24 protein-coding genes and 4 pseudogenes are annotated in these 22,946 nt (G+C 70.1%); 9 read left to right on the top strand and 19 right to left on the bottom strand.

What is annotated here, in order from left to right:
• The first annotated feature begins 5 nt into the window (after nt 1–5).
• Nucleotides 6–818, top strand: a complete 813-nt coding sequence (locus AB0F91_RS21175) for an MOSC N-terminal beta barrel domain-containing protein (protein ID WP_360599567.1) — start codon at nt 6–8, stop codon at nt 816–818.
• Here AB0F91_RS21175 and AB0F91_RS21170 read toward each other — a convergent pair.
• A complete protein-coding gene (locus AB0F91_RS21170) occupies nt 805–1,509 on the bottom strand; it encodes a nitroreductase family protein (RefSeq protein ID WP_360599565.1) in 705 nt (234 codons plus the stop codon). The genes AB0F91_RS21175 and AB0F91_RS21170 overlap by 14 nt on opposite strands.
• A gap of 71 nt (nt 1,510–1,580) precedes the next feature.
• Between AB0F91_RS21170 and AB0F91_RS21165 the strand changes: the two genes are divergently transcribed.
• Entirely contained in the window at nt 1,581–2,360 is a 780-nt protein-coding gene (locus AB0F91_RS21165; RefSeq protein ID WP_360599563.1) for a LysR family transcriptional regulator, read from the top strand.
• Between the two features lie 581 nt (nt 2,361–2,941).
• Here the strand turns inward: AB0F91_RS21165 and AB0F91_RS21160 are convergent.
• The gene (locus tag AB0F91_RS21160; protein ID WP_360599561.1) at nt 2,942–3,658 is read right to left on the bottom strand and encodes an SDR family oxidoreductase; all 717 of its coding nucleotides are present in this window, start codon (nt 3,656–3,658) and stop codon (nt 2,942–2,944) included.
• Between the two features lie 376 nt (nt 3,659–4,034).
• Between AB0F91_RS21160 and AB0F91_RS21155 the strand changes: the two genes are divergently transcribed.
• Nucleotides 4,035–4,751 (top strand): SDR family oxidoreductase, encoded by a 717-nt coding sequence (locus AB0F91_RS21155; RefSeq protein WP_360599559.1) that lies wholly within the window; start codon nt 4,035–4,037, stop codon nt 4,749–4,751.
• Nucleotides 4,752–4,816: 65 nt separating this feature from the next.
• Here the strand turns inward: AB0F91_RS21155 and AB0F91_RS21150 are convergent, their stop codons facing one another.
• Nucleotides 4,817–5,806, bottom strand: coding sequence for a cytochrome P450 (locus tag AB0F91_RS21150; RefSeq protein ID WP_360599557.1), 990 nt, complete (start codon nt 5,804–5,806; stop codon nt 4,817–4,819).
• A 459-nt stretch (nt 5,807–6,265) separates the two neighbouring features.
• Nucleotides 6,266–7,162, bottom strand: coding sequence for a LysR family transcriptional regulator (locus tag AB0F91_RS21145; RefSeq protein ID WP_360599555.1), 897 nt, complete (start codon nt 7,160–7,162; stop codon nt 6,266–6,268).
• A 136-nt stretch (nt 7,163–7,298) separates the two neighbouring features.
• Between AB0F91_RS21145 and AB0F91_RS21140 the strand changes: the two are divergent.
• Together AB0F91_RS21140 and AB0F91_RS21135 are read left to right on the top strand one after the other, a co-directional pair.
• Nucleotides 7,299–7,589 (top strand): annotated as a pseudogene (locus AB0F91_RS21140) (hypothetical protein); the annotation flags it as partial.
• 163 nt (nt 7,590–7,752) lie between these two features.
• On the top strand, nt 7,753–7,902 hold the full coding sequence (locus tag AB0F91_RS21135) for a hypothetical protein (protein ID WP_360599757.1): 150 nt from the start codon (nt 7,753–7,755) through the stop codon (nt 7,900–7,902).
• Between the two features lies 1 nt (nt 7,903).
• Here the strand turns inward: AB0F91_RS21135 and AB0F91_RS21130 are convergent, their stop codons facing one another.
• The 3 genes from AB0F91_RS21130 to gcvH form a co-directional block, all read right to left on the bottom strand.
• Nucleotides 7,904–8,122 carry a hypothetical protein gene (locus tag AB0F91_RS21130; protein WP_360599755.1) on the bottom strand — a complete coding sequence of 73 codons (219 nt, stop codon included), beginning with the start codon at nt 8,120–8,122 and terminating at the stop codon, nt 7,904–7,906.
• A 116-nt stretch (nt 8,123–8,238) separates the two neighbouring features.
• Nucleotides 8,239–9,585, bottom strand: a complete 1,347-nt coding sequence (locus AB0F91_RS21125) for an MFS transporter (protein ID WP_360599553.1) — start codon at nt 9,583–9,585, stop codon at nt 8,239–8,241.
• Nucleotides 9,586–10,053: 468 nt separating this feature from the next.
• Nucleotides 10,054–10,434 carry a glycine cleavage system protein GcvH gene (gene gcvH, locus AB0F91_RS21120; protein WP_360599551.1) on the bottom strand — a complete coding sequence of 127 codons (381 nt, stop codon included), beginning with the start codon at nt 10,432–10,434 and terminating at the stop codon, nt 10,054–10,056.
• 275 nt (nt 10,435–10,709) lie between these two features.
• Between gcvH and AB0F91_RS21115 the strand changes: the two are divergent.
• Nucleotides 10,710–11,291 (top strand): annotated as a pseudogene (locus tag AB0F91_RS21115) (hypothetical protein); the annotation flags it as partial.
• Here the strand turns inward: AB0F91_RS21115 and AB0F91_RS21110 are convergent.
• The 3 genes from AB0F91_RS21110 to AB0F91_RS21100 form a co-directional block, all read right to left on the bottom strand.
• Nucleotides 11,212–11,811: a PQQ-binding-like beta-propeller repeat protein gene (locus AB0F91_RS21110; RefSeq protein ID WP_360599749.1), complete on the bottom strand. Its 600-nt coding sequence runs from the start codon at nt 11,809–11,811 to the stop codon at nt 11,212–11,214. The pseudogene AB0F91_RS21115 and the gene AB0F91_RS21110 sit on opposite strands and share 80 nt — an antisense overlap.
• A gap of 232 nt (nt 11,812–12,043) precedes the next feature.
• A complete protein-coding gene (locus AB0F91_RS21105) occupies nt 12,044–12,265 on the bottom strand; it encodes a hypothetical protein (protein WP_360599549.1) in 222 nt (73 codons plus the stop codon).
• Nucleotides 12,262–12,864, bottom strand: a complete 603-nt coding sequence (locus AB0F91_RS21100; protein ID WP_360599547.1) for a sigma-70 family RNA polymerase sigma factor — start codon at nt 12,862–12,864, stop codon at nt 12,262–12,264. The genes AB0F91_RS21105 and AB0F91_RS21100 overlap by 4 nt, the downstream gene beginning before the upstream one ends.
• A gap of 126 nt (nt 12,865–12,990) precedes the next feature.
• On the opposite strand from AB0F91_RS21100, the gene AB0F91_RS21095 reads away from it, so the two are divergent.
• The 3 genes from AB0F91_RS21095 (at nt 12,991) to AB0F91_RS21085 (ending at nt 14,667) form a co-directional block, all read left to right on the top strand.
• Nucleotides 12,991–13,740, top strand: a complete 750-nt coding sequence (locus AB0F91_RS21095) for an SDR family oxidoreductase (protein WP_360599545.1) — start codon at nt 12,991–12,993, stop codon at nt 13,738–13,740.
• A gap of 37 nt (nt 13,741–13,777) precedes the next feature.
• Complete coding sequence (locus AB0F91_RS21090; protein WP_360599543.1) at nt 13,778–14,251, top strand: peroxiredoxin family protein; 474 nt, start codon at nt 13,778–13,780, stop codon at nt 14,249–14,251.
• Nucleotides 14,252–14,340: 89 nt separating this feature from the next.
• On the top strand, nt 14,341–14,667 hold the full coding sequence (locus tag AB0F91_RS21085; RefSeq protein WP_360599541.1) for a hypothetical protein: 327 nt from the start codon (nt 14,341–14,343) through the stop codon (nt 14,665–14,667).
• Between the two features lie 376 nt (nt 14,668–15,043).
• Here AB0F91_RS21085 and AB0F91_RS21080 read toward each other — a convergent pair whose 3' ends face one another.
• The 9 genes and pseudogenes from AB0F91_RS21080 to AB0F91_RS21040 all read right to left on the bottom strand — a co-directional run bounded on the left by AB0F91_RS21080 (nt 15,044) and on the right by AB0F91_RS21040 (nt 22,910).
• Entirely contained in the window at nt 15,044–16,072 is a 1,029-nt protein-coding gene (locus AB0F91_RS21080; RefSeq protein ID WP_360599539.1) for a beta-propeller fold lactonase family protein, read from the bottom strand.
• A gap of 170 nt (nt 16,073–16,242) precedes the next feature.
• Nucleotides 16,243–18,012 carry a glyoxylate carboligase gene (gene gcl / locus AB0F91_RS21075; protein WP_360599747.1) on the bottom strand — a complete coding sequence of 590 codons (1,770 nt, stop codon included), beginning with the start codon at nt 18,010–18,012 and terminating at the stop codon, nt 16,243–16,245.
• Nucleotides 18,000–18,542 (bottom strand): NAD-binding protein, encoded by a 543-nt coding sequence (locus AB0F91_RS21070; protein ID WP_360599745.1) that lies wholly within the window; start codon nt 18,540–18,542, stop codon nt 18,000–18,002. Before AB0F91_RS21070 ends, gcl begins: the two co-directional genes overlap by 13 nt.
• A gap of 43 nt (nt 18,543–18,585) precedes the next feature.
• A pseudogene (locus AB0F91_RS21065) lies at nt 18,586–18,888 on the bottom strand (NAD(P)-binding domain-containing protein); the annotation flags it as partial.
• Between the two features lie 143 nt (nt 18,889–19,031).
• A complete protein-coding gene (locus AB0F91_RS21060; RefSeq protein WP_360599537.1) occupies nt 19,032–19,298 on the bottom strand; it encodes a hypothetical protein in 267 nt (88 codons plus the stop codon).
• Nucleotides 19,295–20,696: pseudogene (locus tag AB0F91_RS21055) on the bottom strand (FAD-linked oxidase C-terminal domain-containing protein). The gene AB0F91_RS21060 and the pseudogene AB0F91_RS21055 overlap by 4 nt, the downstream one beginning before the upstream one ends.
• 226 nt (nt 20,697–20,922) lie before the next feature.
• Nucleotides 20,923–21,669, bottom strand: coding sequence for a haloacid dehalogenase type II (locus AB0F91_RS21050; RefSeq protein WP_360599535.1), 747 nt, complete (start codon nt 21,667–21,669; stop codon nt 20,923–20,925).
• A gap of 28 nt (nt 21,670–21,697) precedes the next feature.
• Complete coding sequence (locus AB0F91_RS21045) at nt 21,698–22,186, bottom strand: winged helix-turn-helix domain-containing protein (protein ID WP_360599533.1); 489 nt, start codon at nt 22,184–22,186, stop codon at nt 21,698–21,700.
• Between the two features lie 55 nt (nt 22,187–22,241).
• Nucleotides 22,242–22,910, bottom strand: a complete 669-nt coding sequence (locus AB0F91_RS21040; RefSeq protein ID WP_360599531.1) for a GntR family transcriptional regulator — start codon at nt 22,908–22,910, stop codon at nt 22,242–22,244.
• Nucleotides 22,911–22,946 lie beyond the last annotated feature (36 nt).

Raw genomic sequence — 22,946 nt, 5'->3', positions numbered from 1 at the left:
CAGACGTGCGTGTAGTCGCGTTGCGGCGTTACCCGGTGAAATCCATGCTCGGCGAGGAAGTCGCCGAAGCCCGGGTCGGCGCCGCCGGCCTCGACGGCGACCGCACGCTCGCCGTGATCGACTCCGACACCGGCTTCGTCGCGACGGCGAAGCACCCGCGCCTGTGGCGCAGGCTCCTGGAGCTCGCAGCCGAGACCGACGGCCGCGTGTTCATCACCTTTCCCGACGGCACCAAACTCGCCGCCGACGACCCCGCAGCCGGCTCGCGCCTGGCGGACCTGCTGGGCCGCGCGATCACGGTGTCCGGGATCCGTCCCGACGGCGCGTCCGTGGAGCGCCCGGCGCCGGAAGACGTGCTCGACAACGGCGTGAGCGCCGTGGTTCCGGCGCAAACCCTGCAGATCGGCCAGGGCACGCCCGGCCACAACTTCGTGGACCACTCCCCGATCCACCTCATCAGCACGGCGACGCTGGACCATCTCGACACCGAGGCCATCCGGTACCGGCCGAACCTCGTCATCGCGACCCCGCCCGGCACCGGCGCGTTCGTCGAGAACCACTGGCTGGGCAAGGAAATCCAGGTCGGCGATTCCGGCACCGGCGCGCGGCTGCGGGTCACGCTGCCCACGCCGCGATGCGCCGTGCCGTCCCTCGCTCACGGCACGCTGCCGCGCAACCCGCAGGCAGTGCGGGCGGTGATGGCGGATAACCGCGTCGACGTCGCCGGGCTCGGCAAGGCCATGCCGTGCGCGGGCGCGTACGCCGAGGTCGTGCGGCCGGGCACGGTCCACCTGGACGACCCGGTCACCCTGACCTGAAAGCTCGGTCGCCGACGAGCACCAGGGCGTCCGACAGCGGTTTTCGCGTGAGGTCCGGGACCTCGCAGTCGTCGGCCGGATAACCCACCGGGAAGAGGATGTACGGCCGCTCGGTCGCCGGGCGGTGCAACACCCGGCTGAGGAACGCCATCGGGTTCGGCGTGTGCGTCAACGTCGTGAGCCCCATCGAATGCAGCGCGGCGATGAAGAATCCACAGGCGATCCCGACGCTCTCGGACGCGTAGTAGGTCTTCTGCAGCTGTCCGTTCGGCAGCACTCGGTGTTTCTGTGCGAACACGATCACGAGCCAGGGTGCGGCTTCCAGGAACTCCTTGTGTTGGTCCGTTTCCAGCGGCGCCAGTGCGGCACGCCAGTCGGGGATGTCCCGCTCGTGGTAAAAACGTTGCTCTGCCTGTTCGGCGGCCACGCGGACTTGGCGTTTAACTGCCAGATCCTGTGTGGCGACGAACGTCCACGGTTGCTGGTGCGCGCCGCTCGGTGCGGTGTTCGCCGCGCGCACCGCGAGCTCGATCGACTCGACCGGCACGGGGTCAGGCGAGAACCAGCGCACCGACCGCCGCCGAGCCAGCTGCCGGTGGAACTCGGCGCCTCGGCGCAGCCCCTCGTCGACGGGCAGCCGCGGCGGGGTGTACGGCACGAACGGATATCGATGCTTCCGCGTCTGAGTCACGCCGGCAACACTGCCAACCAGCGTTTACCAAGTCCAGCTTGAAGATCTGAGCCGAGTTATATGCTGAGCTCATGAATCTGCCGAACGTGACGATCCGGCAGCTCGAATACCTGATCGCCGTCGCCGAAACGGGCTCGCTCACGACCGCGGCCGCGCGCTGCCACGTCTCGCAGGCCGCCATCTCGCTGGCCCTCACCGAGGTGGAACGCGCGCTCGGCCTGCGGCTGGTGATCCGGTCACCGCGGCGGGGTGCTTCGCTCACCGCAGCCGGCAAGCAGGTGCTCGCCGACGCGCGGCGGGTGGTCGGGGCCCTGAGCGATCTCGGCGTCGAAGCCCGGGGCCTGGGCCAGGACGTGAGCGGCACGCTGGTCGTCGGGTGCTACGGCCCGATCGCGCCCTTCCACCTGCCGGCGGCGATCACGACGTTCGAAAACGATCATCCGGACGTCTCGGTGCAGTTCGTCGAGGGCAGCCTGCCCGAAATCCAGGACCAGCTGCTCGACGGGCGGTGCGAGATCGCATTCCTTTACGAACAGGACATCTATCCCGCGATCACCTTCCGGACCTTGTACGACCAGCAGCCCGCGATCCTCCTGCCGGGCGACCACCGGCTGGCCGATCGCGAGTCGCTGTCGCTCGAGGAGCTGGCCGACGAGCCCTTCATCCTGCTCGACGTGCCCCCGAGCGAGCGCTACTTCCGCGCCGTGTTCGAGTCCGCACAGCTGGCGATGGTGCCCGCGCACCGGGCGCGAAGTTTCGAACTCGCGCGGTCGCTCGTCGCGCGCGGTCTCGGCTACTCGATGACCGTTCAGCAACCCGCGCTGTCGCATTCTACGAAGGTTTGGCAGTAGCCGCACTTCCGTTGCGCGAAAAAGCACCCGCCACGCCCGTCGTCATGGGCTGGCCGGCCGGCGGACCACTGACGCATCGGGCGCAGGCGTTCCTCGACCACTGCGAACGGCTGTTCGCGCAAGGCCGCTGATCTCGAGGTCCTGGCCTCGGTGGTCCGGCCGCACCGTCTCAGCTTCTCAGCCTCTGCGTGCCGACGCGAACGCCCGATCCAGACCCGTCTTGGCCCCGCCCCGGCCGAGCGTGTGGTGCAGCTGTCTGCCGTCGACGTACACCCCGAGCTTGTTCGCGTAGAAACCGGCCCGGCGTGTGCAGGAGAACCGCGTCCTCGCTGTCCGCGATCCATTCCCCCGCGAACCGCACCCGCAGCCTGCGCCGCAGAGGTTCGCGGTACGACAAGCGATCCGGCAACGCGTCGGGTACCAGGAACTTGCCCCGCAACACCTCCGGCGGCGCAGCGAGCAACCACGGCAACGGCATCACGAACCTCCCTTCATCGTCTAATCCCCGCGGCGCGAGCGGGCCAAACCCAGCTGGTCGCCCGCACCACCGTGGGTCCTCGTTCTGTCCGCCGAGGACAGCGTCAGACCAGCGCCTCGCCACCGTCGACGCCCAGCGACACCCCGGTCACAAACCCGTTGGTGAGCGCGAAGAGCACGGCGTCGGCGATGTCTTCCGAGGTCCCGATCCGGCGCACGGGGTTGCTCGCCGAACGCTGCGCGAAGAGCGCGGCCTTCTTCTCGTCGCCCAAAGCGTCGTACGCGCCGGTGTCGATCGTGCCCGGCGAGACGGCGTTGACGCGGATCGGCGCGAGCTCTACCGCGAGCGCCTTGGTCAGCGAGTCGACCGCACCGTTGGTGGCGGCGACCGCCAGCATCCCGATCGACGGCTTGCGGGCCGTCGCGCCGGAGAAGATCACCATCGAGCCGTCGACCGGCATCTTCGGAGCCAGGTGCTTGGCCAGCAGAATCGGGCCGATGACCTTGGTCTCGAACGAAAGCGCGATCGTGTCCTGCGCCAGGTCGCCGACCAGGCCGCGGGCGCGGGCCGACGCGGTGGACACGACGTGGTCGACCTGCCCGAGGCGCTCGGCGAGCGCGGCCACGCTGGCCTCGTCGGTCAAGTCGACCGTTTCGACCGAAACACCCGGATCGTCGTACGCGCCCTTGAGCTTCTCCTCGTCGCGACCGGCGACGACGACCTCCGCCCCGGCGGCACGCAGCGCGAGCACCACTGCGCGAGCGATGCCGCTGCCGCGGCCGATGACGAGAATCTTGCGACCCTTGAGGGATTCGGACATGAGTGTGTCTCCTTTGAACAATCTCCCGAGGAAGCGTAGGCCGGGGCTTCGGCCCGGTTCATGAAAGTTTTCTGTCCGTGAGCGAGAGCCGGCGAATGTTTCGCGTGGCTTTGCCGGGCTCCGGCCGCCTTGGCCGTCCTCGTCGCACCCGTCCCACCCTAACGCATAGATAGAAGTTATACCCATTAGCCACAAGGACGCAAGGTGGAATCTTTCAATCACTTGTGCGCTCAAGTTCGACGACCTGGAACCCACCTAATGGGTTCCAACGACCTATGCGCTAAACCTCGCCTGACCTGTCATAACATCGACGGCTCCCCGGCGCGCCCGGACCTACGGTGGAGAGTCCACAGAGGATCACGCGGGAGGGCCGGTCGTGGAGACAGCGCTGCAAAATCGCACGGTTCTGGTCATCGGACGGCCGAGTGGCATCGCGCGGGCGGTCACGCTCGCCGCGCGCGCCGAGGGTGCCCGGACAGTGGTCGCGGGCCGCGACAAGGCCAAGCTGGAGCAGGCCTACGACGACGAGGGCATTCGCGCCGAAGCGGTCGACGTCACGGTCGACGAGTCCATCGCAGCACTGGCCGAACGCCTGGGCTCGGTCGACCACCTCGTCACCACGGCGTCGTCGCGAGCCCGCGGACTCCTCGCGGACCTGGACCGCGACGCGCTTCGCCGCTCGTTCGACACCAAGGTCATCGGGCCCGTCATGCTGGCCAAGCATTTCGCCCCGCACCTCGCCGAATACGGTTCCTTCACCCTTTTTTCCGGCGTGGCCGCGTTCAAGCCCGCGGTCGGCTTCCTGGGCGTCGCCATCACCAACGGCGCGGCCGACTTCCTCACGCGCTCGCTGTCACTGGAGCTCGCGCCGATCCGCGTGAACGCCATCTCCCCGGGCGTCATCGACACCGGCATCTGGGACGCCATGGGCGAAGAAGGCAAAGCCGCCTACTTCGAGCACTTCCGCACGCACAACCCGGCCCGGCGCCTCGGCACCGTCGACGACATCGCGTCGGCCGTGCTGTTCGCGATGACCAACCCGTTCCTCACCGGCGTGACCCTGCGCGTCGACGGCGGCGAACCGCTGACCTGAGGCGAAAACACGAGCACCGCGATTGGCCTCGATTCCGCTCGGAATCGAGGCCACCGCCGCCGGCTTCAGACCGACGCGTCGCGTCCCAGCCGCACCCGCAGCTGCGCGTGACCGTTGGACAGGAACGAGCTCATCGGCACCAGCCGCGTCGACGGCTCCGCGAACGCCGAATCCGGGAACCGCTCGAACAGCATCCGCAACGCCGTCGTCGCCTCGAGCCGCGCCAGCGGGGCACCGAGGCAGTGGTGGGTTCCGTGCCCGAACGCCAGGTGCTGCTTCACCTCGCGCGTGATGTCGAACTCTCCCGCGCTCTCGCCGTACTCCGCCTCGTCACGGCCGGCCGCGGCGTAGGCGGCGAGAATCGCATCCCCCTCGGGGATCACGACGTCACCCAGGTCGATGTCCGTCACCGCGTACCGCAGCGGCAGGTAGGCCACGGGGGCTTGCCACCGCAGGGTTTCCTCGACGACGTCGCTCCAGGTGCGTTCGCCGGACCGCACGAGCGCCAGCTGCTCCGGGTGCGTGAGCATCGCCGTCACGGCCTGGTCCAGCAGGTTGACGGTCGTCTCGTGCCCGGCGGTCAGCATGAGGATGAGCGTGTCGACGACCTCGGCGTCGGTGAGCCGGCCGAAGCGGTCGGAGTCGGCCTGGATGATCGCGCTCGTCACGTCGTCACCGGGCTGCGCGCGCTTCTGCGCGGCCAGGCCCGTGAGGATCCGGTACATGTCCTCGGCGTTGGCCTGCGCGGCCTCGGGGGTGGTCGTGGTGTCGAAGACGGTGTCCACCACCTTGCGCAGGCCGGCGCGCTGCGAGTCGTCCACCCCGAACAGCTGGCAGATGACCTCCACCGGCAGCTGATACGCGAAAGCCGCTCGCAGGTCGACGACACCGTTCGCCCGGCCCAGCGAGGCCACCTCGTCGAGCAACGTCGCCGTGATGCGTTCGACCCACGGCTTGAGCTCCAACGTCCGCTTGGCGGTGAAGCCCGACGCGACCAGCGAGCGCAGCCGCCGGTGCTCGCTTCCGTAGGCGGTGAACATGTTCTGCACCGACACCCAGATCCGCAGCGGCCAATCGGCGGCGATGCGGTCTTCCTTCCACGCGGCCCAGTGTTGCCCGGACCCTTGGACACTCTGCTGTCGGTCAGCAGGGATTTCAGCGTGCCGGCGTGGCCGACCGCCCAGGCGCGGACCCCGCCCGGCAGCTCCACCAGCACCGCCGAGCCGCCTTCGCGCAACCGCGCGCCCTCCGCTTGGATGTCGGTCCCGTCGACGTCGAGTACATAAGCCTGCATTTGATCCACGTACGCGCTTCTTCCGTGATCGGGGGAACGCGCGCCGGACCGCGACCGCACGAAGTCGCGGGATTCCTTGCGGAAGAAGAGAGTCCGGTGCCGATCCGCGCCCGCGAACCCACCTCGCGTTCCCGGCCGAGAACCAGGTCGACCGCCACGGTAGCCGCGTCAGGTGGCTCGAAACCCGCGACGCCGAGGCCGAAAGAATGCCGTCACACTCTCAGTTCGCGCGAGCCGGCCGGCCACCCGGCAGCCCGCGCCGGCGCAGATCGCCCACGAACAGCTCGACCAGCGCGTCCGACGGCGCCGCGACCACCACCACGATCTCCCGCTCCACCAAGGGATCCAGCCGCCGCACCACACCCGGCGGGCGAGCCGGCAGCGCCGATACGGGCACGATCGTCACGCCCATGCCCGCGGCCGCGAGCTGTGCGGCCGTGCGCGGGCTCCTGGTGCGCAGCACGGGATCCAGTACCACGCCGTGTTCCGCGGCCAGCTGGTCGAGCCAAATCGACAGCCCGTTGTCGCTCACGAAGTGGACGAACGGCTCCGCCGCGAGATCCGCGAACGGCACCGACAGGCGTTCGGCGAACGGGTGGCCCGCCGGCGCGACGACCACCACCTCCTCCTCGCCGAGCACTTCGAGGTGCTCACCCGTCTCGGACGGCCGCGGCCCCACGGCGACGTCGACCTCGCCCGAGCACACGAGATCCACCATCCGGTCGGAACTCGTGTGCTCGCTGAGCTCGATGAGCACCTCGGCCCGGCGCGCCCGCCAGTGCCGCAGCACCGGCACGAGCAGCCACGCCGTCATCGTTTCCGCGCAGGCGATCCGCAGCCGCCCCGCGCCGCCGGAGCCGATCTGCCGGCCCACGCGCACCGCGCGTTCGGACGCCTTCAACGCCACCCGCGCCTCTTCCGCAACCGCGTGGCCCGCGGCGGTCACGCGCACGCCGCGGCCCATCTTCTGCACCATCGGGGTGCCGATCTCGCGTTCGAGGGAGGCGAGCTGGTGTGACAGCGCGGGCTGCGACATCTGCAACGAGGCCGCGGCACGCGTCACCGAGCCCTCTTCCACGAGGGCGACCAGACATTCCAGGGCGCGCAGCGTTGTCATTCGGAAAATCTAACAAGGTCCTCCGGAAATTTCATGTGACGTGGTTATTTCCGCACGCCGGGAAAACGCGCCCCCAGTAGTTTGACGCCATCGGGAAGGAGCAGGAGTGCCAACGCCGGTGTCGGTCAACGTCGGAATGCCCCCAGTACGTCCAGTGGAACGGCAGGATCGTCCAACACGGGCATCTGCCGGACGCAGCCGCGGGTCACGTGCTTTCGAGCCGGCATACGCCGAAACGAGCCGGAGTTATGCCGCCGCTGCTGGTGCCCTACGGGCGGCCGGGCTCTCCTTCAGCGTCATCCGCGAGCGGCATGTCACGCCCGGCGACGAGATCACGCGGACGGAGTGCGGGCCGCACGAGATGACCGTCGCCGACGTCGACGCGCTGCTCTACACCCCCCACCGCGCCACCGAAGCGCTTGAATCCGCCGTCGACATCCCCGCGCTGAGCCCCGGCCGGTGCCAGTCGTTCCGGGACCTGCTCAGCCCGGCCGAGAAGCCCGCGGATCCTGGTTGGACCGGGCGCGCAGCGGGCTCACGGTGGCACGACAAACGGCAAAAGCCTGGTGGAGCCGGCCGAACCCTGTGGCGTGCCGACGCGCTGGGCCTGCCACACCTGCGACACCCCGCTGCTCGCCGGCACGACGACGTACGAACCGGCGCCGCTCGAGCTGCCCCCGGCCGCGCGGATCGTCGTCTGCTGCGCCCGGCCGGAGACCGACGCCGTCCTCAACCACTAACTCACCGCCCGCGCAGGCGCGGGGACACCAGTCCCGCGATTGAGCACCCCACCAGGATCACGCCCAGCACGGCCACGACGACTTCCAGCGCGGGCTGGTTGACGCTGGAGGTGGTGAGCACCAGCACAGCCTGAACGGCCAGCGCGAGACCGATGAGGAGCCAGAGCACGCACAGCCCCGCGGTTCGCGGGATCACGTGCCACCGAGTGCCAGCCGACATGAGACCTTCCCTTCGTCCGGGTCGGCACCTGGCTACCCGGCGGCCTCGCCGGGTGAACCGGCCCCACGCCGATCTTGATCGCACGGGCCGATTTCGTGACCCGAACGGACAACGGTTCAGGGGGCGGGCCGCGTCGCGAAGCCGGCCGAGACGAGCGCGAGCACGACCACCGCGGCGAGCACGCTCAACGCGATCGGCAGCCGGGCCGTGAACGCCGCCGTGTTCAGAATCGCGCCCAGCACCGACACCGCCATCAGCGCGCCCGACTGCCGGCTCGTGTTCTGCACGCCGGACGCGACACCCGACTGGTGCACCGGCACGCTCGGCACCAGCAGCGAGGTGAGCGCGGAGAACGCGATCGTGCTCGACACCCCGACCAGCAGCAGGCCGGCCGCGACCGGTGCGTACGCCGTGGCCCCGGTGAAGATCAGCAGCACCGAGACGCCGCACGCGCAGCACGCGAACCCGGTCAGCAGGGCCACGGGGTTGCCGAACCTCCGGGACAACGGCCGGTAGATCACGAGCGAGCCGATCGTCGACCCGACGGTGAGCGGCAGGAGCGCGATCCCGGCCTCGCCCGCCGACCAGCCGCGCACCTGCTGGAAGTACAGCGACATCACGAAAAGCGTGCCGTAGAAGAGGAACCCCATGAACGCCGCGCTCGCCACCGCGACCGAGCGCACCCGGACCGAGAAGAAGCCCCGTGGCAGCATCGGCTGTGCGACCCGGTGCTCCACCAGCCAGAACGCGACCGCGGACACCACGCCGCCCGCCAGCAGGCCGAGGCTGAGCGGTGAGCTCCAGCCCGCGCTGCCGCTCACGATCACGCCCGCGGTGATCAGCCCGAGCGCGGCCACGGCCGTGAGCTGCCCGGCGTGGTCGACCTTGCGCTCGTGCCGCGGCGCCTCCGTGATCCCCGCCCGCGCCAGCAGGATCGCGGCGACGCCGATCGGCAGGTTGATCAGGAAGATGCTGCGCCAGCCGAACGCGTCGATCAGCAGCCCGCCGACCATCGGCCCCACCGCGGTGGAGATCGCGCCGGTGGACACCCACACGGCCGTGGCGCGGGCGCGTTCGCCGTCGTCGGAAAACAGCGTGCGGATCAGCGCGAGCGTCGCCGGCAGCAGGGCCGCCGCGCCCACGCCCTGGACCACGCGCGCCGCGATGAGCACGTGCACCGACGGCGCGAGCGAGCAGGCCAGCGAGGCGGCGGTGAAGATCGTGGTGCCCCACAGGAAACACCTTCGCAGACCCCAGCGGTCGCCCAGCGCGCCCGCCGTGAGCAGCAGGGCGGCGAGGCACAGCGTGTACGCGTTGATCACCCACTGGACCGAGGCCAGGGACGTTTTGAGGTCGTCGCGTAGCGCGGGCACCGCGATGTTGAGCACGCTGCCGTCGAGGATGATCGCGAAATACCCCAGGCAGATACCGGTGAAGCCCACGGTCCGGGCCGGTGCGGCCATGTCGGGGCTCCTTTCGCGGGTCTTCCTGGAGAAGGTAGCCGCCGCGACCGAACACGCGCGGCATGACGCGGCGCATTCCTTAATCCAATGACAAGGATTCCGGATGCGAATTCGTCGGCGGCGCGGAACTAGAATGCCGGCTGCGGTTACCTGTCGGGCGAGACATTCGGCGGCCGTGCTCAAGATGTGGCGAATGTTCGCGTGGAGCGGGTCAGCGGTGGACTCAGACCTCACCCGCTGCTCCACGATGGTCGAGCCGGCCGCCGGTCCGGAAGCGACGGTGGCGCCGGACCGCGCGACGCCGGGCGGCGCTCGCCAATCCCCTTCTCCTGGGCCGCACGGCGAACCTCACCCGCTGGCGCGTCGCGGAAGTGCCGGCGGCCAAACGGGCACGGCACCGCCCACGGCCTCGCGACGCTCTCCGGTGCCCTCGCCGACGGTTCGGAACGGCTGCCTCGCCCGCCTGGGTCAGTCCTCGGTGAAGTTCCGGTAGTCCTGCGCGCCCAGCAGCTTCGCCTCCCCGGCCCGCATGTCGAGGGTGACGAGCCAGCCGTCACCGTACGGGTCGTCGTTGACGATCTCCGGGCTGTCGGCGAGCAGGCCGTTGACCGCGGTGACCACCCCCGACACCGGCGCGTAGACCTCGGCCACGCTCTTCGTCGACTCGACCTCGCCGAACGGCTCACCCGCCACGACCTCCGCACCGACCGCAGGCAGGAACACGGAGATGATGTCGCCCAGCTCTTCCAGCGCGAAGTCGCTGATGCCGATCCGTGCGGAGCCGTCCGGCAGCCGCCGGACCCACTGGTGGGTGACCGTGTACTCGACCTCGGGGTCCACTTCGGCCATTTCGGGTCCACACCTTTCGCCGGCGGACGAACTGCGGTTCACTGCTGTTCGCCGGACGAGCGTAGATCGTCCCCGGCCGCCGCGACGGTGCCGTCGCATGAGTCTTTCCGAACCTCGGCCACCGAAGAACGAATGACACCGACCGGCACGGGTGATCGCCGCGCGTGATGAAGCTTTCGTCAATGGCGCGCCAACGCGTCCGGGGCATGCTGGACGAGGACCAGGAGTACGCCCGCACCGGCTCCGGATGACGAGACAGGCAAGGAAAAAGCACCATGGAACACGTCGCGGTCCGGCCCCGGTCCCACGACTCGGGAGCCCACCCCGTCGCGCTCCGGCCGCAGGTCGCCCAGGAGGTTTCGGTCCGGGTGGAAGCCACGGACACCCTCAGCGCCACGGGTCTGCGGCTGGTCCTCGAAAGCCACGCCGGCCTCGTGCGGGCGCGTCCGGGCTCGCGTCCCGACGTCGTCGTCTTCTCGACACCGCACGTGACCGCCGCGGCTGTGGCGCAGTTGCGGGCACTGCGATCCTCGGGTGCCCCGGTCGTGCTGCTCACCGCCGGCGTCGAGGAAGCCGCGCTGCTCACCCTGATCGAGCACGGGGTCGTGGCCATCGTGAACCGCAAGTCCGCCGACGGCGCCGAGCTCGCGGCCGCGGTGTCGGCCGCCGCGCGCCAGCACAGCGTGATGCCGCAGGACCTGCTCGGGAAACTCATCGGCCTGGTCCGGCGGATGCAGCGCGAAACGCTCGAGCCCCTGGGCGTGAACAGCGCCGACCTCACCGAGCGCGAGGTCGAGGTGCTGCGGCTCCTGGCGGACGGGGCGGAAACCGCCGAGATCGCCCGGAAGCCGACCTATTCGGAAAGCACGCCTGGTCGTCGACGGCGATCAAGGACGAGCCGGCGGTGGTGTAGACGCGGCCTCGACCATCGGTGACCACCGAGCCGTAGGAGGTCGCTCCGGTGGCGACGGTCCAGATGGCGCGGCCGGCCGTGGCGTCCACTGCGGACACCGTGCCATCGCCGGTCCCGACGTAGACCCGGTTCCCGTCGATGGAGGCCGGAGACGTCACCCGAACCGAGAACGCCTTGGTCCACAGTGGCCGGCCGCTCGGGGACAACGCGATCAGGTCCTCGCCGCTCGGGAGGAGGATCGTGCCGTTCGGGAGGACGACGGGCGAGATCGACAGGTCGCCGCCCGTCGGGTTCTTCGTGTCGTAGATCCATTTGTCGTGCCCGTCGGCGGGATCGAGGGCGTGGAGTACACCGGCGTTCGAGGCGATGAACACCGTGCCGTCCGCGCCGACCACCGGGCCCGGGGTCGTGGCGCCCTCGAGGCGACGTTGCCAGCGGATGGTGCCGCGCGTCGGCCCCGACACCGCCGAAGCGCCCGAGTGCCGGGCGTCGTGCAACGCCGAAGGCCACGGTGTCCACGTCGCGACACCGGCCGCCGCCTGGGGGAACACGAACGGCGGCGCGGCCGGAGTCACCGGAGCGGCGCAGGCGACGAGGAGCAACGCACCGGCAGCAAGGACACAAAGTCGGAACACCACGTCCCTGAAGCTACAAGCGCCAGGCCCGCCCGAGGGGCACCTCGGTCATTACGAACCCCTAACCGGCACCGTCCTCAATGGCCAGGAGCAAGCCTTCGAGGTCTTCCTTGCAGGGTCCGCAGGCGCGCAGGTGCGCGGCGATGCGTGGGTGGAACCGGGCCGCGTCCTCACCTCGCCGGAGCAACTCCGCGTAGACGTGCAACAGCTCCATCGCCTCACCGCACCCACCGTCGCGCGGATCGGTGTCGAGGAATCGCTCCAACGCACTCAAGTCGCTCACGCTCGTCCTCCCGGCTCGTCCAGGTGCCCCTCGGCGACGAGCCGGGCGCGCAGCTTGCGCCGGGCGTCGAAGAGGGTTTTGTAGATCGCGTTGCGGTTCGTGCCGAGCTCGGCCACGAGCGCGTCGAGCGGCACCCCGTTGAGGACCAGCGCCACGAACACCCGCCGCTGCCGCTCGCTGAGCACCTCGTGCACGGCCTTGTGCAGGCCGAGCACCAAATCGTGCCACTCCGCCTGCTGCTCGGGCACGAGCCCGAAGCGGTCCGGGACCGCGTTCCAGTCCTCGATGTCCCACCCTTCGGGCGACGTGCGCCGGAAGTGGCGGCCGAGCGTCGCGGACACCTCGAACACCACGAACTTGTACGCCCACGTGGTGAACCGGCTCTCCCCGCGGAACTCCCCCAGCTTGGCGAGCACGGCCACGACGGCGTCGGTCGCCGCCTGCTGAGCGAGATCGTCGACGTCTCCACCGACCCCCCGGCGCCCGCACTCGGCGCGCGCGATCCGCAGCAGGCCGGCGTACAGCCGCGCGACCGCCGCGTCACGCGCGGGCGCGCCGACCGCCAGCGCTCGCACCCACTCGGCTGACTCCGGATCCACGTCCGCAGACATTACCTCGCCGAAATCTCGGGCGAACCGGGTAAGAACCGGCGGCCGCGGGACGCATACACAGTGTACGACGTCGATCCGTCCCGCAGATCGGCAACGAAACGGACAGGAGACTGAGTGTCCTTCCACGGCAGGACAGCGCTGGTGACCGGTGCCGGACGCGGCATCGGACGGGAGATCGCCCTGGGCCTGGCCCGCGGCGGCGCCCGCGTGGCGGTGCTCGCGCGATCAGCCGACCAGGTCACCGAGACCGCGGAGCTGATCCGGCGGCAGGGCGGCGAGGCTTGGGCACTCCCCGCCGACGTCGCCGACAAAGCCGCACGCGAGCAAGCCCTCGAGAAGATCCCTGGCCCCGTGGACATCCTCGTCAACAACGCCGCTGTGGTCGAACCACTCGGCCCGAGCACCCGCGTCGACCCCGAAGAATGGACCACGGCGCTGCTGGTCAACGTCGTCGCCGTGTCGGCGCTGACGTTCGCCTCGCTGCCGGCCATGGTGGAGCGCGGATGGGGCCGGATCGTCAACGTGTCCAGCGGGATCGTCGCCACCCCGGGCGGCATGGTGGGCGGCAACGCCTACGTCACGGGCAAGGCCGCGCTCGAGGCCCACACGCTGAACCTGGCGGCGGAACTGGCGGGCAGCGGCGTCACCGCGAACGTCTACCGCCCCGGTTCCGTCGACACCGCCATGCAGGCGTGGATCCGTTCCCGCGACGAACGCGACATCCCGGCTCTGCACCGGCGCTTCCACGACAACCACCGCAACGGCCGGCTCTTCACCCCCGAAGCCTCCGCCTCGGCGCTGCCGGCCCGTCTGGGCGGCACCGCCACGGGCGAGATCTGGGACGTCGCCGGCATCCCGGCCTGATCCCGAAACCAGGAACCCTCACCAGAAAGGTCTTGTCATGCCCCTGCTCCAGCCTGGAGACAGCTTCCCCGACCTGTCGCTGACCACTGTGGACGGCACCGTTCACCCCTTGCCCGCCGAGCTGGCCGGGCACTTCGCCGTGGTGCTGTTCTACCGCGGCAGTTGGTGCCCGTACTGCAACGCCCAGCTGCGGGCGTTCCAGCGCGCTGCCGACACGTTGGCGGAGCTCGACGTCAAGGTCGTCGCACTGTCCGTCGACGACGAAGCGACCACCAAGGACCTGGTGGCCAAGCACAAGCTCGCCTTCCCCGTCGGCCACAGCGCCGATGCCCGCGCGCTCCACGACGCAACCGGCGCGTTCGTGAACGAGGACCCGCTCTATGTCCAGTCCACGGGCTTCCTGCTCGACCCAGCGGGCAAGGTCCTGGTGAGCGTCTACTCCAGTGGCGCCATCGGACGGCTCGTGCCCGAGGACGTGATCGGCATGATCCGCTACCTGCGCGAGCACTAGGCAGCGCGGCCGTCAGCCGACGGTAAGGGATCTTTGCCGTGACGCGGGGCACACTGCGAACATTGGTCAGCCAGCCAAGGAGCGTTGTCATGCAAAGGTCACCGGAATCCGCCCGTACGCCGCACCTGAGCCGCAAGTCCTGGGCCATCCCGGCCGCGGCGGCGGGGTCCGCCCTGTTCGTCGCGGCCGGCGCGCGCGTCGCCGCTATCTTCGCCGAGTCCATGATGAGCGGCGTCGCTCTCATCGGCTCGTGGCTGATCCTCACGCTGGGCCTGGCGTACGCGGGCACCAGGCTGCGGCCGGGACTCGGGGCCGCGCTGTTCGTCGGGTTTGCCGTGGGTGTCCTCGCCGTCGCGTTCTTCGGCGGGATGCACATGCTCACCTGGGATCTACCGAATTCCTTACCGCAGCGGTGAAAGTGCCGTCGTGGCCACGAACGAGTGGCCACGAGGACAGCGTGGTCCGGGCTGAAGAGCTACACCCCACCCCGCACCACCGATCGCTCCGCCGGTGGACCGCCTTCGGTCCCGGCCTCGATGGCCCACGACGTCCTGGCTGTCACCGGACTCGGCAACGGCCCGCGCCGGGCAAACCGCTCGGCTTCGCCAACCCGCTGATCTACCAGAAGTACCGCGGCCGGCTGTTTCGCGACCCGAACGGACGACACCACCACCGGCGTCGGCACCCCGACCGCCGCGTACCTCGCGTCGTTCGCGCGCAGGTGACCGGTGCCGGCCCCGGAAGCGGCAGCCGGGGCCGGCACCGGTCAGCTCGCCGGCAGGGTGATGCTCGTCAGGTCGGGCTGACGGCCCCCGTGAGCACCGGCGGCCGCGGGGTGCCCACCGAACCGTCGGCGGCCAGCGGGTAGCTCGTGACGCTGCCGTCGCCGTCGGTGTTGAAGTTGGCGTTGTAGAGGCTGCGGCCGTCGTGGGACAGCGCGATGCCCTCGACGCCGTTGCCGCCGGTCGCCACGGCCGGGCCTGCCTGGCTGACGCCGGTGGGCGTCACCGTGAACGTGGTGATGTGGCCGGGGCCGGTGCCGTTCGCGAAGTTGGCGACGTACGCGCGGTCGCCTTTTGCGGTGAGGACGATGCCGCGGGGTTCGTCGGCCGGGTTGGACACGGTGCTGACCAGCGTGGGCCGGGAATCCTTGCCCAGGTTGAGGAAGCTAATGGTGTCGGCCAGCGAATTGGTGACGAGCACGTGTGAGCTGTCCGGGGTGATGGCGGCGAAGAACGCGCCCTTGCCTGTGGCGAGGGTAGTCACCCACGTGCGGCTGCCGTCGGTGGCGATGGTGAACGTCGAGACGTCACCGGAAGCGCTGTTGGCCGTGACGAATGTGCGGCCGTCGGGTGCGACCGCCAGCGCCGTCGTGCCACGTCCGTGGGCGGGGATCGTGGCGACGCCGTGTGGCAGGCCATCGGCCGAAACGCGGTAGTGCGAAACGGTCCCGTCGCCGCCGTTGCCGAAATTGGCCGTGTAGAGGTTCTCGCCGTCTGGGCTCAGCGCGATGCCCGACGGCGTCACGGGTTCCGGCGCCGGGCCGTGCGCGGCGGGGAACGCGGTCAGGCGCCCGTCGGCTTCGATTCGGAACGGAGTGACGTCCCGCGTGCCCCAGTTGCCGACGTAGAGCCATTTTCCGTCGTGCGAACGGATCGACGCCTGCGGGTGGGTGCCACCCTTGCCCACCGGCAGTGAAATCGCCGGCGTCTTCAGGGAACCGACGTCGTTGAGACCGAACTCGGCGGCGGTGTCGGAAGCCCAGTTGGTGACGTACACCGCGTGGGGCCCGGGGCCGCGGGCGGCTCGTCCGACGAACAAGCTGAGAGCCCGACCGCGACCACGGCCGCGAGACCGCCGGCCACCACACGTTTCCCCATGAAATGTTCCTTCGTCTTGGCCCGGCTTGGCAAAACCAGACTAATCGGCGACGAAGGCCGGACAGTAGTTTCCGATTCCTTACGGCATCGGAACCCTCCACTTCGGACGCGTCAGTGCGTGAGCGCGGTCGGCGCGTCTGCCGGGCGCTCGGCCAGCGGCTCGAACTCGTTCACTCCCCCGAGGTCCGCGCCCATCGAGATGTTCGTGACCCGCTCCAGGATCACCTCGACGATCACCGGCACACGGTACTCGGCCGCCAGCTGCCGCGCCTTTTCGAGCCCCGCCCGCAGATCCTCTGGCCGGCGCACGCGAAGGGCCTTGCAGCCCAGGCCCTCGGCCACCTTGACGTGGTCCACACCGTACCCGGCCGTCTCGGGCGAGTTCACGTTCTCGAACCCGAGCTGCACGCAGTAGTCCATGTCGAACGCCCGCTGCGCCTGCCGGATCAGGCCGAGATAGGAGTTGTTGACCAGCACGTGGACGTACGGGCGGTTGAACTGCGCGCCGACGGCCAGCTCCTCGATCATGAACTGGAAGTCGTAATCGCCGCTGATCGCCACGACCTCGGTATCGGGGTCCGCGGTGGCCACGCCCAGCGCGGCCGGGACCGTCCAGCCGAGCGGCCCGGCCTGTCCACAGTTGATCCAGTGCCGCGGTCGGTACACATGCAGGAACTGCGCCGCGGCGATCTGCGAAAGCCCGATGGCCGAGACGTAGCGGGTCTCCTTCCCGAAGACCTGGTTCATCTCTTCGTAGACCCGCTGCGGTTTGATCGGCACCTCGTCGAAGTGCGTCTTGCGTTCCATCGTGGACTTGCGGCGCGCGCAATCCCCGGCCCACGCCGAACGATCGGGCAGCGTCCCGGCCTCCCTCCGCTCCCGGGCAGCCGCGACGAACTGCTCCAGCGCGGCCTTCGCATCGGACACGATCCCGAAGTGCGGCGCGAACACCCGGCCGATCTGCGTCGGCTCGATGTCGACGTGGACGAACGTGCGCTCGCCGCGGTAGACGTCGAGGTCACCCGTGTGCCGGTTGGCCCAGCGGTTGCCGATGCCCAGCACGCAGTCGGCTTCGAGCATGGTGGCGTTGGCGCCGCGATGGCTCGTCTGGATCCCCGCCATGCCGGCCATCAGGGGGTGGTCGTCGGGGATGGTGCCCCAGCCCATGAGCGTGGGGATCACGGGAATGTCGGTCAGCTCGGCGAACTCGACCAGCAGGTCGGCCGCGTCGGCGTTGATGATCCCGCCGCCGGCCACGATCACCGGCCGCTCCGCCGCGCCCACGAGGTCCAGTGCCCGGTCGACCTGGGCGCGCGTCGCCGCCGGTTTCGCGACGGGCAGGGGCTCGTAGGAGTCGATGTCGAAGTCGATCTCGGCCAGCTGCACATCGATCGGCAGGTCGATCAGCACCGGGCCGGGCCGGCCGGTGCGCATGAGCCAGAACGCCTTCTGGAACGTGCCCGGCACCTGCGCCGGCTCCATCACCGTCACCGCCCACTTGGTGACCGGGGTCGCGATGGCCGAGATGTCGACGGCCTGGAAGTCTTCCTTGTGCAGCTTGGCCACCGGTGCCTGCCCGGTGATGCACAGGATCGGGATCGAGTCCGCGCTGGCGGAGTACAGGCCGGTGATCATGTCGGTGCCCGCCGGGCCCGAGGTCCCGATGCACACGCCGATGTTCCCCGGCTGGGTGCGCGTGTAGCCCTCGGCCATGTGCGAGGCGCCTTCGACGTGGCGCGCCAGCGTGTGCGCGACTTTCCCGTCGCGGCGCAACGCGGCGTAGAACGGGTTGATGGCGGCGCCGGGCAACCCGAAGGCGTTCGTGATTCCTTCGCGGCGCAGCACTGCGACGGCGGCGTCGGCTGCGGTCATTCTGGGCATGAGTCCACTCCTGACAAGTGAAGGTCCTGCTGGGTCCGGCCGGCGAGCTCTTCGGTGAGCTTGAACAGGCCGGAATGGTCGAGCCCGCCGTCGCCGCGAGCGACGAGGGAGGCGATCAGCTGGGCGACCGCACTGCCGAGAGGGATCGCCACCCCGGCCTCCCGTGCGGCCGCGGTGACGATGCCCATGTCCTTGTGGTGCAAGGAGAGGCGGAAACCGGGGGTGAAGTCGCGCTTGAGCATGGTGTCCGACTTGCGGTCCAGGACGGTGCTGCCGGCCAGCCCGCCACCGAGCACCTCGACGGCGACCACCGGGTCCACCTCGGACGCCTCGGCGAGCACGAGCGCCTCGGCGAGGAGCTGCAGGTGTCCGGCGACCATGAGCTGGTTGGCCGCTTTGACGGTCTGGCCCGCGCCGTGCGGGCCGACGTGCACGATGGTGCGCCCGACGGCTTCCAGCACCGGCTTGGCGAAGGCGAAGTCTTCGGCGTCGCCACCGACCATGATGGACAGCACTACCCTCGACGGCACCGGCCTCACCACCGGACACCGGCGCGTCGAGTACCCGCACGCCCACTTTCGCGCCGGCTTCGGCGACCGCGCGAGCCGTCGCCGGCTCGATGGTGCTCATGTCGATGACCAGCTGGCCGGGGTGCGAGTTCTCGAAGATGCCGTCGTCGCCCATCGCGACGGCCACCACGTCCGGCGAGTCCGGCACCATGGTGATCACGACGTCCGAGCCCTTGACCGCCTCGGCGATGCTCGATGCACCACGGCCACCCGCGGCGACCAGCGCGTCGACCCGCTTCGCGCTGCGGTTGTAGCCGACGACGTCGTACCCGGCCTTGACCAGGTTCCCGGCCATCGGCAGGCCCATGATGCCCAGGCCGATGAAACCCACCGTGCTCATGTGAACTCTCCTGCGAAGATAGACGCGGTGAATCAACGCCGAGGCACTCGGCGCCGGCGAAATGGTGGTGAAGAGATGCTGTTGTGAGCAACGATGCTGGGAAACGCCGATCAGGAAAGCGTCTCGAGTGGATCGACGTCGCGAATGGACGCGTCGAGCAGCTGGATCGGGTGTACGCCCGGGATCCCCTCGTCGAGGAACCGGCGGATCTGCAGCAGGCACTCGGCGTTCGCGGTGGCCACCACGGCCGGCGCACCCCACTCCGAAGCGGTCCCCGCACCGGTCACGAGCAGCCGGTGGTGACTGCCCCGGGTGTCCGCCACCGCGGCACGTACTTCCTCCACAGTGGACGGCGAGAACGTGGTCTCCTGAGTCACGCCCCCCACATCCGCTCGATCAAGCCGGCGGCTTCGAGGGGGTGCGGCTTGTAGACACCCGGCCGTTCCCCGCACAGCCGAGGAGTCGGCCGCAGCTTGCCCGGCTTGCAGATCCCCGAGGGGTCGTACGCCTGCCGCAGCCGCGCCATCGTGGCCAGGTCGTCCTCGCCGAACTGCCGCGGCATCGAACGCCTTGTCCGTCCCGATCCCGTGCTCCCCGGACAACGAGCCACCCAGGTCCACGCACAACTCGGCGATGGCCCGCGAGAGCGCCTCCGCCCGTTCGTGCTCGCCGGCGGCCTCGCTGTAGAGCACCAGCGGGTGCAGATTCCCCGCGCCCACGTGGAAGACGTTCGCCACGCGCAGCCCGGCCTCCGCGGCCAGTTCGGAAATCCGCGTCAACGCCGTCGCCAGCCGGGTGCGCGGGACGACCCCGTCCTGCACGAAGTAGTTCGGGCTGATCCGCCCGACCGCGGCGAACGCGGCCTCGCGGCCCTTCCACACCAGCGCCCGTTTCTCGGCACTCGCGGGAATGCGCGGCTTCGTCGCCCCGAACTCCTCGCACAGCTGCTTCACCTGGGCGAACTGCGCGTCGACCTCCGCCCGCGGCCCGTCGAACTCCACCACGAGGGCCGCGGCCGCGTCCCGCGAGCAGCCGGCGTCGACTGCGGCTTCCACCGCCTCGATGGCCAGCGCGTCCATCAGCTCGACCGCCGCCAGCACGATCCCGGCCTCGATCACGGCGCTCACCGTGTCGCCCGCCTGCTCGACGGACGGGAAGTCGGCCACGAGCGTCTTCACCGCGTCCGGCTGGGCCGGCAGTTTCACGGTGATGCGCGTGGCGACGCCGAGCGTGCCTTCGGAGCCGATGAACGCGCCGAGCAGGTCGTACCCGCCCAGCTGCGGGCTGTCACCGCCGAGAACCGTGGTCGAGCCGTCCGGCAGCACGACCTCGGCCGAGTGGATGTTGTGGACGGTGAAGCCGTACTTGAGGCGGTGCGCGCCGCCGGAGTTCTCCGCGACGTTGCCACCGACCGTGCACACCTGCTGCGATGACGGGTCGGGCGCGCAGTACAGCCCGTACGGCGCCGCCGCCCGGCTGATGTCCACATTGGTCACTCCGGGCTCGACGATCGCCCGCCGGTTCACCACGTCGATCTCGACGACGGACCTCAGCCGCTGCAGCGAGATCACGACCCCGTCGGCCACCGGCAGCGCGCCGCCGGACAACCCGCTGCCGGCGCCGCGGGCGACGAACGGCACGTCGTGCTTCGCGCAGACCCACACCGCCGCGGCGACCGCCTCCGCCGTGGCCGGCACGAGCACCAGCGACGGGACGACGTGGAAGCCGGTCAGCCCGTCGCATTCGTAGAACCGCAAGGCGACCGGGTCGGACATCACCGCGTCCGCAACCACGGCTTCCACGAACTCGGCGTGCAAGCGCTGCGGCACCGTCGCCACCTCCACCAGGTCGTCCAGACCTCTCCCGGTTCGCGGAGGAGGTCTGGAACATGACTGAGATACAAGTCGTAGCCCGACCAACGCTAACTCTCAGCCTACCGAGTCACAAGGTCTGAACGCCAGAAATTTCCACCAAGTGCAATTCACCTTCCGTATCGTGAAATTAGCGGTCGGCTGCCGCCCCCTTCGCCGCAGCGCGCAGCCGGGCCGCGAGGTCGGCAAAACTCCCCGCGCTGAGGTCGCAGTCCGTGGCCTCGGCGGTGTCGGCGGGCCGGTCGGGGCCCTTTTCCCGCGGTCGCTCCACGAAGGCCGTGCGGAACCCCGCGTCGCGAGCGCCGTGGATGTCCCACGTGTGGGCGGCGACCATGAGGATGTGGCGGGGCTCGACGTCGAGCAGCTTCGCCGCGTTGGTGTACGCGCGGCGATCCGGCTTGTACGCGCCCACGTTCTCCGCCGACAGGATCGCGTCGAACCCGAGGCCGGCGCCCTTCACCACGTGGGTGAGCTGGGCGAACCCGCCGTTGGACAGCGCGACCACCACGAAGTCACGCCGCAGCTCGGCCAGCCCCTCGGCCGCGTCCGGCCACGGCGGCAGCGCGTACCAGGCCCGGACCATGCGCTCGCGCGCCTCGGCGCCGAACTTCCCGGCGACGCCGAACACCTCCAGGCACTCGTCGAGCGCCTCGCGGTGCACGGCGTCGAGGTTCGCCCAAGCGCGCTCGCCGCGGTTGATCTGCCCCACCGCGGGCAGGTACCGCTCGCGCCACGCGGCCACGAGCGCGGGACAGTCGAACTCGGTCTCGTGCTGCTCGGCGATCGCGCCCACGCCGTCGATCACGCCGCTGCGCCAGTCCACAGTGGTCCCGAAGACGTCGACGGCGACCACCGCCACCTCGCTGACATCGAACATCTCGCTCCGTTCTCCGTTGAAGCAACACTTACGCCGGGTCGACACCCAGCCGACCGCGCAGCTCGCGCCGCCCGGCCTCGGTGAGGTCGACGGCACGGCTCGCCTCCAGGAGATCGATCCAGCCCAGTTCGAGCAGCCGGCTCTTCACCGCGGCGCCGAGGCTGCCTGCGAGGTGGTCGTAACGAACCCTGGCCTCGCGCAGCTTGCGCCCGCGCGTCGCCTGCCGCAACGACTTCGCCGGCCCGGGCCGCGCGAGCAGCAACAGGCCCTCGATCGCTTCGGCGACCGGGCTCGCGAGCCGGTACAGCCGTTGGCGGCCGGACACCTCGACGACGACCAGGCCGCCGTCCTGCAGCTTGCGCAGGTGGGTGCTCGCCAGCGACGCCGAGATGCCGATCTCCGCCATCAACGCCGAAACCGGCTGCGGCCGTCCGTCGAGGAGCAGCAGGAGCATCGCGGCGCGGTTTCGGTCGGACAGAAGGAATCCGATCCGGGCGAGATCCGCGTCACCTGCCATGCAGCCACGATAGCCCCGGAACGGTTGAGCCCCGGTTGAACAATGGCCGGGGTCGTTACAGCCCCGCGTCCTCCGTGACGCCCAGGACCCGGCGGGTGCTGGACAAGTGCACCCTGACCGCCTCGCACGCGCGTTCGCCGTCGCCGGCGCGAACGGCTTCCGCGATTTCCTGGTGTTCCTCGAGGATCACGTCGAGCCGGTTCCGCGCTCCGGTGCGGCCGTTCACGGTGGACTCGCCGACCATCCGCATCTGCCGGTCCCGCAGGGAGCCGTACACCGAGCGGAGCATCGGGTTCTCGGCCGCGTCGATCAGCACGGTGTGGAACGCGCGATCGGCTTCCAGGAACTCGCCGAGGCCGCCCGCCGCCTGCTGCTTGGCCCGATGCTCCGCCATGCCCGCGAAGACAGCTTCGCGCACCTCCGGTCCCGCGGCCGCGACCTTGCCGGCCGCGAACTGCTCCAGCACGAGCCGCGCCTCCAGCACCGCGCGGACCTCATCGGGCGAAACCGGCACGACCAGCGCACCACGCTGCGGGTACAGCCGCAGCAGCCCCTCGCCTTCCAGCCGCAGGAACGCCTCGCGCACCGGCGTCCGGGACATGCCGAGCGCTTCGGCGACCTCGCCCTCGCTGATCAGCTCGCCGCCCGGGAACCCGCCGGAGAGCACCTGCTCCTTGACGTGCGCGAGCGCGCGGTTGTTCGCACCGAAGCGCTCGCTCGCCATCGATCCCCCGTGAAGTCGGAAGAAATCCCAGTCGTA

The sequence above is a fragment of the Amycolatopsis sp. NPDC023774 genome, from assembly GCF_040639695.1.
In the GTDB taxonomy this organism is placed as follows: domain Bacteria; phylum Actinomycetota; class Actinomycetes; order Mycobacteriales; family Pseudonocardiaceae; genus Amycolatopsis.
This window is presented reverse-complemented; position numbering and strand designations above follow the sequence as displayed.